The organism is Streptosporangium jomthongense (assembly GCF_042650425.1).
In the GTDB taxonomy this organism is placed as follows: Bacteria; Actinomycetota; Actinomycetes; order Streptosporangiales; family Streptosporangiaceae; genus Streptosporangium.
Genome location: NZ_JBHSBC010000014.1, coordinates 380,375 through 395,391, shown reverse-complemented (window position 1 = coordinate 395,391; position 15,017 = coordinate 380,375). Strand labels below are relative to the sequence as shown.

The 15,017-nt window shown below is 71.8% G+C and carries 16 protein-coding genes; 11 read left to right on the top strand and 5 right to left on the bottom strand.

All coding sequences use genetic code 11. The features are described 5' to 3' along the window. The first annotated feature begins 396 nt into the window (after window positions 1-396). Window positions 397-702, top strand: a complete 306-nt coding sequence (locus tag ACFOYY_RS16555) for a hypothetical protein (RefSeq protein WP_352008708.1) — start codon at window positions 397-399, stop codon at window positions 700-702. A gap of 135 nt (window positions 703-837) precedes the next feature. Here ACFOYY_RS16555 and ACFOYY_RS16550 read toward each other — a convergent pair whose 3' ends face one another. Together ACFOYY_RS16550 and ACFOYY_RS16545 are read right to left on the bottom strand one after the other, a co-directional pair. Continuing rightward, on the bottom strand, window positions 838-2,034 hold the full coding sequence (locus ACFOYY_RS16550) for a globin domain-containing protein (protein WP_386190230.1): 1,197 nt from the start codon (window positions 2,032-2,034) through the stop codon (window positions 838-840). A gap of 112 nt (window positions 2,035-2,146) precedes the next feature. Then, window positions 2,147-2,617 carry an RrF2 family transcriptional regulator gene (locus ACFOYY_RS16545; RefSeq protein ID WP_352008706.1) on the bottom strand — a complete coding sequence of 157 codons (471 nt, stop codon included), beginning with the start codon at window positions 2,615-2,617 and terminating at the stop codon, window positions 2,147-2,149. Window positions 2,618-2,740: 123 nt separating this feature from the next. On the opposite strand from ACFOYY_RS16545, the gene ACFOYY_RS16540 reads away from it, so the two are divergent. After that, window positions 2,741-4,276, top strand: coding sequence for a PucR family transcriptional regulator (locus ACFOYY_RS16540; protein WP_386190229.1), 1,536 nt, complete (start codon window positions 2,741-2,743; stop codon window positions 4,274-4,276). A gap of 126 nt (window positions 4,277-4,402) precedes the next feature. After that, entirely contained in the window at window positions 4,403-5,653 is a 1,251-nt protein-coding gene (locus ACFOYY_RS16535) for an NAD(P)/FAD-dependent oxidoreductase (RefSeq protein ID WP_352008704.1), read from the top strand. Between the two features lie 72 nt (window positions 5,654-5,725). Here ACFOYY_RS16535 and ACFOYY_RS16530 read toward each other — a convergent pair whose 3' ends face one another. The 3 genes from ACFOYY_RS16530 to ACFOYY_RS16520 all read right to left on the bottom strand — a co-directional run bounded on the left by ACFOYY_RS16530 (window position 5,726) and on the right by ACFOYY_RS16520 (window position 8,809). Next, window positions 5,726-6,973 (bottom strand): cytochrome P450, encoded by a 1,248-nt coding sequence (locus ACFOYY_RS16530; protein ID WP_352008703.1) that lies wholly within the window; start codon window positions 6,971-6,973, stop codon window positions 5,726-5,728. A 35-nt stretch (window positions 6,974-7,008) separates the two neighbouring features. Continuing rightward, window positions 7,009-7,161, bottom strand: a complete 153-nt coding sequence (locus ACFOYY_RS16525; RefSeq protein ID WP_386190228.1) for a hypothetical protein — start codon at window positions 7,159-7,161, stop codon at window positions 7,009-7,011. Window positions 7,162-7,357: 196 nt separating this feature from the next. Continuing rightward, window positions 7,358-8,809 (bottom strand): APC family permease, encoded by a 1,452-nt coding sequence (locus tag ACFOYY_RS16520; protein ID WP_386190227.1) that lies wholly within the window; start codon window positions 8,807-8,809, stop codon window positions 7,358-7,360. Window positions 8,810-9,155: 346 nt separating this feature from the next. On the opposite strand from ACFOYY_RS16520, the gene ACFOYY_RS16515 reads away from it, so the two are divergent. From ACFOYY_RS16515 to ACFOYY_RS16480, 8 genes are all read left to right on the top strand, one after another. Beyond that, window positions 9,156-9,557: a ferredoxin gene (locus ACFOYY_RS16515; RefSeq protein WP_386190226.1), complete on the top strand. Its 402-nt coding sequence runs from the start codon at window positions 9,156-9,158 to the stop codon at window positions 9,555-9,557. Continuing rightward, window positions 9,554-10,750 carry an NAD(P)/FAD-dependent oxidoreductase gene (locus tag ACFOYY_RS16510; RefSeq protein ID WP_386190225.1) on the top strand — a complete coding sequence of 399 codons (1,197 nt, stop codon included), beginning with the start codon at window positions 9,554-9,556 and terminating at the stop codon, window positions 10,748-10,750. The genes ACFOYY_RS16515 and ACFOYY_RS16510 overlap by 4 nt, the downstream gene beginning before the upstream one ends. 224 nt (window positions 10,751-10,974) lie before the next feature. After that, a complete protein-coding gene (locus ACFOYY_RS16505) occupies window positions 10,975-12,015 on the top strand; it encodes a s-methyl-5-thioribose-1-phosphate isomerase (protein ID WP_386190224.1) in 1,041 nt (346 codons plus the stop codon). A gap of 64 nt (window positions 12,016-12,079) precedes the next feature. Continuing rightward, entirely contained in the window at window positions 12,080-12,772 is a 693-nt protein-coding gene (mtnC, locus tag ACFOYY_RS16500) for an acireductone synthase (RefSeq protein ID WP_386190223.1), read from the top strand. Further along, complete coding sequence (gene mtnB, locus ACFOYY_RS16495; protein ID WP_362775035.1) at window positions 12,769-13,401, top strand: methylthioribulose 1-phosphate dehydratase; 633 nt, start codon at window positions 12,769-12,771, stop codon at window positions 13,399-13,401. The genes mtnC and mtnB overlap by 4 nt, the downstream gene beginning before the upstream one ends. 135 nt (window positions 13,402-13,536) lie before the next feature. Continuing rightward, window positions 13,537-14,133, top strand: a complete 597-nt coding sequence (locus tag ACFOYY_RS16490; RefSeq protein WP_386190222.1) for an NADAR family protein — start codon at window positions 13,537-13,539, stop codon at window positions 14,131-14,133. Window positions 14,134-14,211: 78 nt separating this feature from the next. Beyond that, the gene (locus ACFOYY_RS16485; RefSeq protein ID WP_352008694.1) at window positions 14,212-14,811 is read left to right on the top strand and encodes an RNA polymerase sigma factor; all 600 of its coding nucleotides are present in this window, start codon (window positions 14,212-14,214) and stop codon (window positions 14,809-14,811) included. Further along, window positions 14,804-15,017: hypothetical protein (locus ACFOYY_RS16480; protein WP_386190221.1), on the top strand; the 214-nt coding region annotated here is incomplete at its 3' end. The genes ACFOYY_RS16485 and ACFOYY_RS16480, both read left to right, overlap by 8 nt.

Below are 15,017 nucleotides of genomic sequence, written 5' to 3'. Positions count from 1 at the left end.
TCCGGGAGGGGGTTCACGGTCGGCCGAAACTACTGTGCCGTCGGCCCTTGACTCATCTTCCCAGGCAAGTATCTTCCTATTTAGGAAACTTTCCTAAAGGAAAGGCCCGATCGGCGCTTCCGACACTCCAAGTCCCCCCGCGGAGGAAGAAGACGTGAAAGCCAGAACATGGGCGATCGCTCCCCTGAAGCCCGCCGGGCGGATCTCCTCCATCACGAACTCCAGCACGGCCGTCTCCGTCGGCGCGCCCGCGCGCTGACCCTCCAGCCTCCGTTCCCTGGTGTGTGCCACCCCAGGAGAGCGGACACCGGAGCACACGCTCCGGCCGCCACGCGGGCGGCTCCGCCGTACCCGCGAATCACCCCTCACCTCTCCACCCCCTCGGAGGAAACGCTCTTGAAACCCCGTATCCGGGCACTGTCCCTGTCCGCGGCGACCCTGCTCACCGGCGCGCTCCTGATCGGCGGGGCCTCCGGCGCCAGCGCGGCCCCCGAGAGCTGCAACGTCTCCACCTCGGGGTCCTACGCCTCCAGCTACTGCGCCTCGGGCACCGGTCAGCACCGGGTCGGCGTCACCATCCTGCACGCCAACCCCTCCGTCGGTTACGTCTACAGCGTGGGGCCGTGGGTCTCCGCGGGCGCCACCTCGACGGCCTACCTCCCGCCGGGGACCATCGTCTCTCTCAGGACCGAGAAGCGCTGACCCGCTGTCCGTACGGCTGACGCACCCCCTGGACCATCACGATCCCGCCAGCCGGGACACCACATAGAGAAAGGGACGGCCACCCACGGCCGCCCGGCACCCGCCGGACGGCCACCGGGTGGCCGTTCTGTCGTCCTAGGCGTCCTCGTCCGCCAGCCAGAGGTCGGGACCGAAGACCTCGTAGTGGACGTCACGCGCCGCCACCCCGGCGTGGATGAGCTGGGTACGCGCCCGGCGCATGAAGGGCAGCGGCCCGCACAGGTAGGCGACCGCGCCCTCGGGCACCTCGACTCCGGCCAGGTCCATCAGCCCGGTCCTGGCCCCCTCCGGTGCCCCGTCCTCGTACCACAGGAGGCTCTCGGCGCGGGACAGCGACCCGAGGTGCTCGGCCGTCTCCTCGCGCAGCGCGTGGTTGGCCGGGGAGCGGTCGGCGTGCAGCAGCAGGATCTGACGCTCGGAACCGGTCTCGGCCAGGTGCCCCAGCATCGCGGCGATCGGGGTGCACCCGATGCCCGCCGAGGCGAGCACGAGCGGGCGGTCGCCGTCCTCAAGCGTGACCTCCCCGAACGGCGCGGACAGCGTCAGCTCGTCACCGGCTCGCACCGTCTCGTGCAGCAGACCGGACACCTCGCCCGCGGGCGAGCCGTCACCGCGCACCCGCTTGACCGTGATCCGCCGCAGGCCGTCCCGCCCACCGGACAGGGTGTACTGACGGAGCTGACGGACGCCGTCCGGCATCAGCACCCGGACGCTGACATACTGTCCCGGCCGCGCGGGCGGCACCGGTTCCCCGTCGAGCGGCCTCAGCAGGAAGGAGGCCACGTCGGGTGTCTCCTCGCGGCGTTCGACGACGCTCCAGCGCCGCCAGGTCCTCTCCCCCTCGCCGGCTCCGGCCTCGGCGTACAGGCGTGCCTCCATGGCGATCAACGCGCCCGCCATCAACCAGTAGACCTCGTCCCACGCCTGCGCGACCTCGGGGGTCACCGCGTCGCCGAGCACGTCGGCGATCGCCCCGAAGAGGTATTTGTGCACGATGACGTACTGGTCCTGGGTCACCCCGACCGCGGCGTGCTTGTGCGCGATCCTGGCGAGCAGCCGGTCGGGGCGCTCGTCGGGGTGGTCGAGCAGCGCGGTCGCGAAGGAGGCGATGGACCCGGCCAGTGCCCTTCGCTGCTCACCGCTGGCCTGGTTGCCGCGGTTGAAAAGACCGTCGAGCAACTCGGGACGGTCGGCGAACATCGTGGCGTAGAACCGCGTGGTGATCGCGTCGAGCGAGGCTCCGATGACGGGAAGCGTGGCGCGGACGGTCTCGGCGGACTCCGGGGAAAGCACGTGGCCTCCAGGGGAGGGGATGGGAGAGAACGGGAGGAAGTTAAATATTCATCTGACATGCAAATTAAAGCCCGTGATCTCCACCGGCCACTGGGGCCGAAAGCCATCTCCTCTAGGGACGAAGGTCCCCCTCCCGCCCTTCCTGCCCCGGACCCCGTCCGAGCAGGACGAGCGCGGGGCCGGTCGGGGAGGCCACCAGGGACTCGACGGTGATCCGGTCGAGCGAGGCGAAGAACGCCTCCCTGGCCTCGGCCAGCGCCGTACGGAGCCTGCACGCCGCCCGCAGCGGGCACGGCGGGTCGTCCTCGCATCCGGCCAGGTCTCCCCCGCTCTCCAGCGCGCGGGCGATGCCGCCGATCGAGGCGTCCCGGCCCGCGCCGGTGAGCCGGAGCCCGCCTCCGCGTCCCCGCCTGGTCTCGACCAGGCCGAGCTCGACCAGGCGCGCCACCGCCTTCGCCGCGTGCGAGTACGGCACCGCCAGCCCCAGCGCGACCGTACGGGTGGTGAGCAGGTCCTCTTCCCGGGCCACGGCCAACCGCATCACGATACGAAGTGATATGTCGGTGAAGGCGGTCAGGCGCATGTCCTCACCGTAGGCCTTCGGGAGGCCTGCGGACCCGTTCCCCGGACACGACCGGGGAACGGCGGAGACGGGGGAGAATCGGGGTGTGGAACGCACCAGAGGCCGCATTCCTGGACGCACCGGATGCTGAGGCTGGACCGGCTGGTCAACGTGCTCGGCGGGTACGGCGCCCGGCTGTGCTGCGCCCCGGCCTCCCGGGACGTCGAGCTGCGCAGTGTGGTCGTGCACGACCCGACCGACGCCCGTCCCGCGACGGGTGAGGTGTTCCTGGCCGTCGGCGTGGACTCGGCGGCCGAGGCGGTCCGCCTGGCGCGGGCGGCGCGCGCCGTCGCCATGCTGGTGCGGGTGAGCCCGCCGCTCGACGAGGCCGTGCTCGCCGAGGCCGTGGGCGCCGGCATCGCCGTGCTGCTGGTCGAGCCCGAGGTCTCCTGGAGCCAGCTGTCCGGGGTGGTCTACGGCCTGGTGCTCGAAGGGCGCGAGACCGACGCCGGGCGGGGGCCAACCGACCTGTTCGCCTTCGCCGACACCCTCGCCGACGAGGTCGGCTCCGCGGTGACGATCGAGGACCAGATGTCCCGCGTCCTGGCCTACTCGGGCTCGCAGCAGACCGCGGACCCGGCCCGGCTTGAGACCATCCTGGGCAGGCGGGTGCCGGATGCCGTACGACGGCTGTTCGAGGGCAAGGGGGTCTTCGCGCACCTGGCGACCTCCGACGAGCCCCTGTTCGTCGGCCCCTCCCCCGAGCACGGCCTCAGGGGCCGCATGGTGGTCGCCGTGCGGGCGGGGCGTGAGCTGCTGGGGTCGATCTGGGTCGAGTGCGAACGGCCCCTGCCGGAACGGCACAGGACGGTCCTCGGTGACGGGGCCCGGGCGGTGGCGCTGCACCTGCTGCGCTCCCGGGTCAGCGCCGACCTGGAGCGCCAGGTGGAGTCCGACCTGGTCATCCGCCTGCTGGAGGGTACGGCCGACGCCCACGCGGTGATCACCAGGCTCGGCCTGCTGAGGGGACGGTTCCGGGTGATCGCGCTCCAGGCGCACATCGCCGAGGAGCGGCACGCCGCGGTGCTGCTGGCGTTCGAGCGGGCCACCACCGGTTTCGGCTGGTCACGGCCCGGGCGCAGCACGCTGTTCGGCAACACCCTGTACACGCTGCTGCCCTGCGGCAACGACGTGACCCCCGCCCTGGACTGGCTGGCCGCGATGGTGCGGGTGCTGCCCCGGCAGGTCACCGTGCTCGCGGGCGTCGGCGGCGCCGCGGACCCGGCGCAGCTGCCCTCCTGCAGGCAGGAGGCCGACGAGAGCCTCGCCCTGCGGGCGGCCCGGCCCGGGGGCGGCGTCGCGGTCGTCTACGACGAGTCGTGGGATGAGATCCTGCTGCAGCGGCTACGGGCCGCGGCCTCGGCGGGGCGCGTCCCCTCCCGGGGCCCCGTCGCCGACCTGACCAGGCACGACGCCGAGCACGGCACCCGCCACATCGCGACGCTGCGCGCCTGGCTTGAGGCGCAGGGGGACCTGGCCGCCGCCGCCGAACGTCTCGGCGTGCACCCGAACACGGTGAGATACCGGCTCAGGAGGATGGCCGAGATCACCGATCTGCGGCTCGACGTGCCGGAGAAGCGGCTGGCGATGATCATCGCCCTGGCCGTCGGCCGCCCCTGATCTTCGGTCTTTGTCGTTGTCCGTCAAACCTCCCCGATCCACTTGTCCGCGGCATACAGTTCATTTCCCCTCTGTTCCGACGATGCTCGAATGGTAGGAACCCCTCAAGAAGCGAAAGAAGTGGTCATGGGTGTCGACGGTGGGCCGCGCTCGGTCGTGGTGATCGGTGCCGGTGTGGTGGGCCTGTCCACCGCGTGGTTCCTGCGGGAGCACGGGGTCGAGGTCACCGTGGTCGACCGCGACGGCGTCGCGGCGGGCGCCTCGTGGGGCAACGCGGGCTGGCTCTCCCCCGGCCTGGCGATCCCGTTGAACGAGCCCGGCGTCCTGAAGTACGGCCTGCGCTCCCTGCTCGACCCCGGCGCGCCGCTGCACGTGCCTGCCACCCCCGACGTCAGGCTGTGGACCTTCCTCACCCGGTTCGCGGCGAACTGCACCTGGAGGTCGTGGAACCGCGCCGTTCGCGCCAACCTCGCCTTCAACGAGGAGTGCCTCGCGGCGTTCGACACCCTGACCTCCAACGGTGTCGAGGCCCCGACCATCAAGGCCCCCATCACCGCGGCCTTCGAGAACGTACGGCAGGCCACCGGCCTGCTGCACGAGCTCAGGCGTATCGACGGCTCCGGCCTGAAGATCGACTACACCGCACTCGACGGCGACGCCCTGCGCGAGCAGATGCCGCAGCTGTCCTCCAAGGTGCGGGCGGGCATCCGGCTCGACGACCAGCGTTACGTCGACCCGGGACGGTTCACCCACTCGCTGGCCGAGTCGGTCGTCGCCAAGGGCGCCGTCATCCGCTCCGGCTTCCGGGTGACCGGGGTGCACGAGGAGGCGGGCGGCCTGGCCGTACGGTCGGGGGCCGGGGAGACGGTCGTCGCGGACGCCGTTGTCCTGGCGACCGGCGCCTGGCTGAACGATCTCGGCGCCGCCTGGGGGGTCCGGGTCCCGGTGCGCGCGGGACGTGGATACTCCTTCACCGTCCCCACCGACAAGCCCGTCCCCGGGCCGGTCTACCTGCCCGCCGTCCGGGTGGCGTGCACGCCGTACCAGGACAAGCTGCGGGTCGCGGGGACGATGGAGTTCCGTGACGCGGACGCCCCGCTCGACCGGGCACGCATCGACGCGATCATCGCCTCGGCCAAGCCGCTGCTGTCCGGCGTCTCGTGGGACGGGCTCACCGACGCGTGGGTCGGCCCGCGTCCCGTCACCCCCGACGGCCGTCCCCTCGTCGGGGCGACGAACGCGCCCGGCAGGTTCGTCGCGGGCGGGCACGGCATGTGGGGGCTCACCCACGGCCCGGTCACCGGGCGCCTGCTCGCCGAGCAGATCGTCACGGGCAGGCAGCCCGCCGCCCTGCGGGACTTCGACCCTGTCCGCTGAAGGTCCGCTGAAGGGTCCGCTGCAGGACCCCCTCCGTGAGGCCCGGTGGATCCGGGCCTCACGGAGTGGTCGTCAGGCCAGGGTGACCGTGACCGGCAGGGTCTTGATGCCGTTGACGAAGTTCGAGCGGACGCGGCGCGACTCGCCGGCCGGCCTGATGTCGGAGATCCGGGGCAGCAGTTCCTCGAACATGACCCGCATCTCCAGCCTGGCGAGCGCGTTGCCCAGGCAGAAGTGCGGGCTGCCCTTGCCGAAGGTGATGTGGTCGTTGTCGGCGCGGGTGACGTCGAACCGGTAGGGGTCGTCGAAGACCCGCTCGTCCCGGTTGCCCGAGGCGAACCACATGACGACCTTGTCCCCCTCGCGAATCCGCCTGCCGTGCATCTCCACCTCACGCGTGGCCGTACGGCGGAAGTGGTAGACCGGGGAGGCCCAGCGCAGGAACTCCTCGACGGCGCCCGGCATCAGCGACGGGTCCCGGCGGAGCCGCTCGGCCTCGCCCGGGTTGTCGATCAGCGCGCGCATGGAGTGCGTGATCGCGTGCCTGGTGGTCTCGTTGCCCGCGACCACCAGCAGCAGGAAGTAGTTGTCGAAGTCGCGCTCCGACAGCGGGACCCCGTCCGCGGTCGGCTCGTTGACGAGCTTGCTGACCAGGTCGGTGCCGTCGCCGCCCCGGCGCTTGCGGGCCAGCTCCCGGCCGTACTCGAAGACCTCAAGGGAGGCGGGGCTGCGGAAGGGCAGGTCGCGGTACTTCTCGCTCTCCTGGCTGTGCAGCAGCACGTCGGCGTAGTCGGGATCGGTGTTGCCGATGATGCGGTTGCCCCAGTCGATGAGTTGCTGGGTGTCGTCCTCGGGGACGTCGAGCATCTTGGCGAGCACGTTGATCGGGAAGTCCGCCGAGACCTCCTTCACGAAGTCGAAGGTGCCCTTGGCCAGGGCGGCGTCCAGGGTCCTGGCGGTCAGGCCACGCAGGAACACCTCGTATCCGGCGATCGCGCGGGGCGTGAACTGGCGCTGCAGGATCCGGCGGAGCACGCCGTGCCGGGGGCCGTCGGTCTCCAGCAGGGAGCGCCGGATGGTCGCCTGGCGCTCGTCCACCTCTTCGAGGTTGGTGAACTTCGTCGAAGTGAAGGTCTCGGCGTCGCGGTCGACGGCCACGATGTCGGCGTGCCGGGTCACCGACCAGAAGCCGCTGCCGTACTCGCCCTCGTCCTGCCAGTGCACCGGCGCCTCGGCCCTGAGCACGTCGAACATGCGCCAGGGGGTGTCGCCGTCCAGGAACTTGTCGTTGTCCGCCAGGTCGACCTCGTCGAGGCGCATGGATCTCCTCCGGATGGTGTTCGGATGACGTCCCGTCACTCCTGGACGGGGTCGGTTTCGAGCAGGTAGTAGGGACCGGCGCCGAGCAGGTAGCTGTCGAGCTCGGCGCCGGTCGGGAAGCTGTTGAGGACGGCGGCGTCCCGCTCCCCCGGATGGCCGGCGGCGCCTTCCACGGAATCCATGCTCATGGTGTCTCCCTCGACTCGCCTCATTTGGCCTCGAACCATATGTTCGACGTCAGTCCCGAAAAGGACGCAAAGGCCAGGAAAAAACCACCTCTGAGCGGACTTTTCACAGCTCAGGATGGATCGTACGGGTCCGAACAAGTATAGGTCACCCTTGCCGGAGCCCCGATCCCCCGATCGGCGCCGCCGCACACGGCCGTCAGTCCCGCACGGGCGCCCCCTGCCCGATCCGCGCGTAGGCCCGCGGATCGGCGGACCTCAGGTAGGCGCCGTAGACCAGGCCGACGACGCCGACCAGCACCACGACTGCGGGCAGCGCCCAGTTGAGCGCCGAGTCCGGCGGGGTGCCGAGCAGGGCGGAGAAGTTGGTGAACGCGACGTACAGGACGGCGAACAGCGCCAGCCCGGCCAGCACCGGGGCGATCGCCACGTTCCAGGCGCTCTCCCCCCGTCGTTCCCTGCGGAAGAAGCCGACGACCGCGACCGAGGTGGCGACCAGCAGCAGGATCACACCCAGCGCGCCGAGGTTGGTGAACCAGTTGAACAGCGTGCCCATCGGGTCCCCGCCGAACAGGCCGAAGGCGAGCACGACGACCGCCGCGAAGACGGTCTGGCTGACCGACCCCATGTACGGCGAGCCGTGCCTGGGGTGCGACAGTCCCAGCTTCTGCGGCAGCACGCCCTCACGGCCGAGCGCGAAGAAGTACCGCGCGACCGCGTTGTGGAAGGAGAGCGTGGCGGCGAACACCGCCGTGATCAGGAAGACCTGGCCGAGGGTCGAGAAGGCCGGGCCGAGCGCCCGTTCACCGAGCACGAAGACCAGTTCGGGGCCGTGTTCGCGGGAGGCGGCGATGACGTCGCCCGGCCCGGCCCCCATCGCGGTCGCCCAGGCGGTGAAGGCGTAGAAGACACCGATCACGGCGACGGCGATGTAGGTGGCCCGGCTGACGGTCCTGCGCGGGTCCCGGCACTCCTCGCTGTAGATCGCCCCGGACTCGAAACCCATGAAGGCCGCCATCGTCCACAGGAACGCGGCGCCGACCGCTCCCGTGGTCAGCGCGCTCCAGCCGAACGGCTCCAGCGACAGCCCCTGTGGGGCGGTGGAGATCTGGGAGATGTCGAAGACCAGGACGAGCAGGCCCTCGCACACCAGCAGGACGGCGAGCACCCTGGCGTTGAGGTCGATCCTGCGGTAGCCGAGGAGGGCGATGACCGCCAGGAAGACGAGCGAGACGATCCACCAGGGCACCTCGACACCCAGGGTGCCGGAGAGGAATCCCGAGGTGCTGAAGCCGAGCAGGCCGTACAGCCCGACCTGCATGGCGTTGTAGGCCACCAGCGCCACGAAGGCGGCGCCGACACCGGGGACACGGCCGAGACCGTGGGTGATGTAGGCGTAGAAGGCGCCCGCGTTGGAGATGTGACGGCTCATCGCGGCGTATCCCGCCGAGAAGAGGGCGAGCACGGCGGCCAGGATGAGGAACATCAACGGCACGCCGAGCACACCGGTGGTCGCGAAGTTCTGTGGGGTTCCACCCGCCGCGACGGTCAGCGGGGAGGACGCGGCGACCACGAAGAACACGATGTCCGGCACGCCGATCCGTCGGCGTGACAGCGTGGCCGGGGTGGCTGCCGATTCGTTGACGGCCATGGCGACCCTCCATTGGGACAGAACAGAAGCATGGGGCGGCACGGAGACATGTTTCGTTCGTACCCGTACGAACCACGTGGCCGGGATCGTATGTGCTCAAATGAAGTTGACGCAAGAGCCCATTCCCACGGATCGAAAATCCGGCCCGCATGTCGTCGGTGAAACCAGGGCGAACGGCGGAACCTCCCCCCACCCCTCCTGCCGACCTGCGAGTTCACCGACATACCACGAAAAATCGCGACATTGTTCGAACAGTTCGTTTGACTCCAAACGAACTGTCGCCGGCCTTGACCGTCGCCATTGGCAGGTCCTAGTTTGTTTGGAGTCAAACGGTTAGGAGAAGCGGATGGCCACTGTCGCCGGTATCCCCGTCCGCAACGACCACCGGATCGGCGGCGAGCGGGTCGGTGCCCGCCCGACGGCGGGGACGGTGTGGGTGGACCACCTCTCCGTGCGGGGTCTCAAGGCGCCGATCGGCGGAGCCCGGGGCCTGCCGTGCGGGCGGTTTCCCGGCGCCGCACCGACCCCTGTCCCTCCCCGTATCACCAGGAGTAGTGAAATGAAGGTCATCGTCGACATGGGCGTCTGCAAGGACCACGGGCAGTGCGTCTTCTCCGCGCCCGAGGTCTTCCGGCTCGACGAGAACGGCCGGCTGGCCTACGAGCCCGACGTGGACGAGGCGCTGCGCGACGCCGTCGAGGAGGCCGCCGACGTGTGCCCGCTGCAGGCCATCACGGTCGAGGGGTGACGGTGGCAGCGAGCCGGATCGTGATCGCGGGCGCCTCCATGGGCGGCCTGCGAGCGGCGGAACGACTGCGGGCGGGCGGTTTCACCGGGGAGATCGTCGCGGTCGGCGACGAGCGGCACCTGCCGTACAACCGGCCGCCGCTGTCGAAGGAGGCGCTGGCCTCGGAGGTCACGCACGAGGCGGTCGCCTTCAGGCTCCGCCCGGCGGTGGCCGACGTGATATGGCGGCTCGGCGTCCCGATCGCCTCGGCCGACCTGGCCGCGCGCGCCGTACGGCTCGCCGACGGCACCGAGATCGGCTACGACGGGCTGGTGGTGGCGACCGGGATGCGTCCGAGGCGGCTGTCCGTGCCCGGCCCCGAGGGGCGGCACGTGGTGCGGACGCTTGAGGACGCGGCGGCGCTGCGCGCGCGGCTGCTGCCGGGGACCAGGGTGCTGGTCGTCGGAGCCGGGTTCATCGGCTGTGAGGTCGCGGCGACCGCCCGCGTGCTCGGCTGCCGGGTCACCGTGGTCGCCCCCGAGACCGAGCCGATGCTCCGCCCGCTCGGCGCCGGGTTGGGGGCCGCGCTCCGGCGCCGTCACGAGGAGGAGGGGGTGCGGTTCCTGCTGGGCCGTACGGTCAGGCGCTTCCTCGGGGAGGGTTCCCCCGCGGGGGCCGAGTTGTCCGACGGGACCGTGGCCGAGGCCGACGTGGTCGTCGAGGCGGTCGGCTCCGCGGCCAACACCGAGTGGCTCGGGGGCAACGGCCTGGACCTGTCCGACGGTGTGCTCTGTGACAACGCGCTGCGGGTCGAGGGCCGTCCCGGCGTGGTCGCGGTCGGCGACGTGGCGCGCTTCCCCAACCCCCGCTACGACGACGTCGCCCGGCGGGTCGAGCACTGGAGCGTTCCTACGGACACGGCCAAGCGCGCGGTGCCGACCCTGCTGGCCGACCTCGGGCAGGCCGGGCACGATCCGGCCCCGTTCACGCCGCTGCCGACCTTCTGGAGCGACCAGTACGACCTGCGCATCCAGTCCTTCGGCGCCCCGGGGCTCGGCGGCGACGACATCCGGGTGCTGGAAGGCGATCTCGGCGGGGAGGTCGCGGTCGGTTACCACGACGGCGGCGGACTCGTCGGTGTGGTCATGATCGGCCTGCCCTCGGCCCTGGCCCGCTACCGCGCCGAGCTGATGCGGGCGCCCGCGGCGGTCTGACCCCGCGTCCCGCGGGACGCTCACCCGTGCGTCGGCACCGCTGTGCGGCCGTGCCTTCCGGAGGCCGGGAACACACGGATGCCCGGCGGGGCACGGCTGGCGCCGGGCGGCGTGACGTTGTTCAGTGAGGGCATGAGCGCGGGCAGGGGCCGGGTCGCCGTCGTCGTGATGACGCCGGGCGGTACCCGGCCGCCCGTGGACGGCGACGTCTCATGGAGGCCTCAATGAGTGACACCCCCGTCCTGGCCGACTCCGTCAGGATCACCGACGACGCGGTGGAGATCCTCGACCGGCGCGTCTACCCGTTCGAGGTGCGCTGGGTGCGCTGCACGACCAGCGAGGAGGTCGCGACGGCCATCGAACGGATGGTCACGCAGAGCTCGGGACCGTTGTTCGCGGCGACCGCCGGACTCGTCCTGGCCGCCCGCGAGGCCCGGCGGGAACCGCCCGAGGAGGCCGTCGCCCACCTGCGCCAGGCGGGTGCCAGGCTCATCGCGACGCGGCCGACGAACAACCACATCCGCGACGCCGTACAGGGAGTGCTCGGGGTGGTGCTCGACGGGCCGGAGGCGGCCTCGGGCACGGAGCTGGTCGAGGCGGTCACCCGGGCCGCCCACGCGCACGACGCCGCCTACCGGGAGCGCAGCGCCGCCCTGGGCCGTCACGCGGCGAGCCTGCTCGGTGACGGCGCGCGGGTGCTCACCCACTGCTGGGCCGACGCCTTCCTCATCGCGACCGTGCGGGCGGCGCGGTCCGCGGGCAAGCACCTGGAGTTCGTCTGCACCGAGACCCGCCCCTACCTGCAGGGGGCCAGGCTCACCGCGGCCACGCTCGTCGAGATGGGCTACCGGCCGACCCTGATCACCGACGGGATGGTCGCGGCCGCGCTGGCCGACGGGCTCGCCGACGTGACGCTGACCGCGGCCGACCGGGTCACGCTCGACGGTCACGTGGTCAACAAGGTCGGCACACTGGGGGTCGCCCTGGCCGCGAACGCCTTCGGCGTGCCGTACCACGCGCTGATCGACGCGCCGGACCCGCAGGCTCGCACGATCGACGACGTCGTGATCGAACGGCGTGACGGCGACGAGGTGCTGCACGTGCTGGGGCGGCGCACCGCGGCGGAGGGGGTCGTCGGCTACTACCCGGCCTTCGACGCCACCCCGCCGCGCCTGGTGACCAGAATCGTGACCGAGCACGGCGTCTACGAGCCGTCCCGTGTCCGCGACCACTTCGCCGTTTCCGGCCACACCGAGGAGAGCTGATGGTTCACGGCATCGAAACCGACGCCCCGTCGCACGCCCCCGACCTCGTGGAGGTGCTCGCCCGATGACCGGATGGACCGTGCTCGACATCGAGGGGACGACGAGTTCCACCGAGTCCGTACACGTGGGGCTCTACGCCTTCGCCAGGCCCAGGCTCGGGCCGTGGATCGAGGCGAACCGGGACGACCCCGAGGTCCGTGCCGCCGTCGAGGAGATCGGCGGCGCCACGACCGAGGAGGTCGTGAAGGTGCTGCACGACTGGATGGACCACGACGTCAAGGCGACGCCGTTGAAGACGCTGCAGGGGCGGATCTGGGCGGAGGGGTTCGCGGCGGGCGAGCTGACCGCGCACTTCTTCCCCGACGTGGCCCCGGCCCTGCGCGCCTGGCACGCCGAGGGGAGGCGTCTGGCGGTCTTCTCCTCCGGCTCGGTCTCCGCCCAGCGCCCGTGGTTCGCGCACACCGGGGACGGGGACCTGTCCGTCCTCATCGAGGGGTGGTTCGACACGGTGAACGCGGGGCCGAAACGGGAGGCGTCGTCCTACCGGCGCATCGCCGCCGAACTCGGCGGGACGGACCTGCTCTTCCTGTCCGACGTGCCCGCCGAACTGGACGCGGCCGCCACCGCGGGCTGGCGGACCACGGGCCTGCGCCGTCCTGGCGAGCCAAGTGAGAACGCCGACTTCGGCCCGCACCCGGTCGTGGCGTCCTTCGGGGAGCTGAGTTCCGGGGAGCCGGGCTTCGGGGGGCCGCGATGAGCGCCGGGCGGGACTTCCGTACGGCGGAGCTGGTCCTCGGGGCCGGTGCCCGCCTGGCGGCCGAGTCGGCGCGTTTCGCCGGGCTCGGCTGGATGCGCGGCACCTCGGGCAACCTCTCCGAGGTCGTCAGCCGTGACCCGCTGCGGCTGGCGGTCACCGCCAGCGGGCTGGACAAGGGTGAGCTGACCGCCGCCGACGTCTCGGTCGTCGGCCCCTCGGGTGAGACGGTGCCGGTCGAGGGCGTCGAACCGCGCAGGCCCTCGGCCGAGGCGGGCCTGCACGCCCGGGTCGCGGCGCTGACCGGCGCGGGCGCGGTCGTGCACGTCCACACCGTCAACGCCGTCGTCGCCGGGCACCACTGGCCCGCAGGCGTGCCGCTGCGCGACATCGAGATGCTCAAGGGCATCGGACGGCTGGCGCACGACGACGAGGTGGTCGTCCCGGTGATCGCCAACAGCCAGGACATGGCCGAGCTCGGAGACCGTTTCGAGGAGGCCCACGACGCGGCCGTCCCGGCGGTGATCGTGGCCCGGCACGGCCTGTACGCCTGGGGCCGGGACCTGACGCACGCCAGGCACGTCACCGAGTGCGTCGAGTGGCTGCTCGCCTACGCCGTCGCCGTACGCTGAGGCACCGCGCCGGCCCCTCGGCGTACGGGGCCTGCGGCCGTGCCACGGCGCGGCACGGGCGGAGGCCGTCGCCCTACCCGGCCGGTCGCCAGCGCGGATAACCGCTGGCCGCGTGCCGACCCTGCGTGGCAGGGTGTGACGGTGCCCGACCTGACCGGACTGCCGCGTTCCGTCGCCGAGGCCGTCGCCGCCGAGCGTGACGGCGGACGGCTGCGTTACCTGTTCTTCTGGGGTCACCGGCCGCCGCGCGGGGGCGGCGCCGGTGCCGGATGCCTCAGCCAGTGGTGGCGGGCGCCCTTCCCTGCGGAGAACGCCTTCGGCGGCGGCGAGCACCTCTTCCCCTCGGCGGAGCACCACATGATGGCGCACAAGGCGTGGCTGTTCGGCGACGACGAGACGGCGGCGGCGATCCTCACGGCCACGCACCCCGGCGAGGCCAAACGACTCGGCCGCGAGGTCCGCGGCTTCGACGAGGCCGTGTGGGCGGAGCACCGGTACGCGACCGTCGTGCGCGGCAACACCGCCAAGTTCGGCGCGCACCCGGAGCTGGGGGACTTCCTGCTCGGCACCCGGGACCGGGTTCTGGTCGAGGCCAGTCCCGTCGACCCGATCTGGGGCATCGGACTGACCGCCGACGACGAACGCGCCGCCTCCCCGGCCACCTGGCGGGGTCTGAACCTGCTCGGCTTCGCCCTCATGGACGCCCGCGACGTCCTTGCGGGAACCCGCTGAGGGCGAGTCCGTGAAAGCGATCCGGTGGATCGGGTGAGAAGGGGTGACCGCCGACCGCGTTGGAAACGGGAGACCTTCGTGACCTCGATCTCATGGGCCGTCCGTACGGGGAGCCCCGAGGCCGTGCCTCACTCCCTCGACGAGGCCGAGTGGTTCGGCGCGATCTTCGACGCCCACTTCGCCGAGATCCACCGCTACGCCGCCCAGCGGCTGGGCGACGACGTCGCGGAGGACATCGTCTCGGAGACCTTCCTCACGGCGTTCCGCAAACGGTCGCGTTACGACCCGTCCCGCGCCGGGGTCCGCGCCTGGCTGTACGGCATCGCGACCAACCTCATCGGCAGGCAGCGCCGCGTCGAGGTGCGCACGCTGCGCGCGCTCGGCCGGCACGGCCCCGCCCCCGACGCCCCCGGGCACGAGGATCGCGTCGCGGCGCGGGTCAGCGCGGAGAGCCTGCGGCCGAGTCTCGCCGCCGCCGTCGCCGAACTCCACCAGCGTGACCGCGACGTGCTGCTCCTGGTCGCCCTCGCCGACCTCAGCCACGAGGAGGTCGCGGCGGCCCTGGGCATCCCCTACGGAACCGTGGGATCACGCCTGAACCGGGCCAGGCGGAAGCTGCGCGCCGTCCTGGGTGAGACCAATCCGATGCTCGACCCCGAGGAGACCCGCCGTGGATGAGCTGGAGACGCTCCGCGAGCTGTACGGCGAGCCACGGCCCGACCCGATCCTCAAGGCCAAAGTGCGCCAGGCCCTGGACGCCGAGGCCAGGCGGCCACGCCTGAGGTTCGTCAAGGGGATCACCGGGGCGCTCGCCGCCACGGCGACGGTGGGCACGGTGGTGGCCACGGCGGTGGCGGTGGCGGTCGTGGTCACGGGGGCCACGA

What these genes read in the sequence shown, in the direction of transcription:
- ACFOYY_RS16520 (WP_386190227.1), bottom strand. Translation starts at nt 8,809, where the DNA reads ATGGCCGTCAACGAATCGGCAGCCACCCCGGCCACGCTGTCACGCCGA.
- ACFOYY_RS16505 (WP_386190224.1), top strand. Translation starts at nt 10,975, where the DNA reads ATGAGTGACACCCCCGTCCTGGCCGACTCCGTCAGGATCACCGACGAC.
- ACFOYY_RS16530 (WP_352008703.1), bottom strand. Translation starts at nt 6,973, where the DNA reads ATGCGCCTCGACGAGGTCGACCTGGCGGACAACGACAAGTTCCTGGAC.
- ACFOYY_RS16535 (WP_352008704.1), top strand. Translation starts at nt 4,403, where the DNA reads ATGGGTGTCGACGGTGGGCCGCGCTCGGTCGTGGTGATCGGTGCCGGT.
- ACFOYY_RS16540 (WP_386190229.1), top strand. Translation starts at nt 2,741, where the DNA reads ATGCTGAGGCTGGACCGGCTGGTCAACGTGCTCGGCGGGTACGGCGCC.
- mtnC (WP_386190223.1), top strand. Translation starts at nt 12,080, where the DNA reads ATGACCGGATGGACCGTGCTCGACATCGAGGGGACGACGAGTTCCACC.
- ACFOYY_RS16545 (WP_352008706.1), bottom strand. Translation starts at nt 2,617, where the DNA reads ATGCGCCTGACCGCCTTCACCGACATATCACTTCGTATCGTGATGCGG.
- ACFOYY_RS16525 (WP_386190228.1), bottom strand. Translation starts at nt 7,161, where the DNA reads ATGAGCATGGATTCCGTGGAAGGCGCCGCCGGCCATCCGGGGGAGCGG.
- ACFOYY_RS16515 (WP_386190226.1), top strand. Translation starts at nt 9,156, where the DNA reads ATGGCCACTGTCGCCGGTATCCCCGTCCGCAACGACCACCGGATCGGC.
- mtnB (WP_362775035.1), top strand. Translation starts at nt 12,769, where the DNA reads ATGAGCGCCGGGCGGGACTTCCGTACGGCGGAGCTGGTCCTCGGGGCC.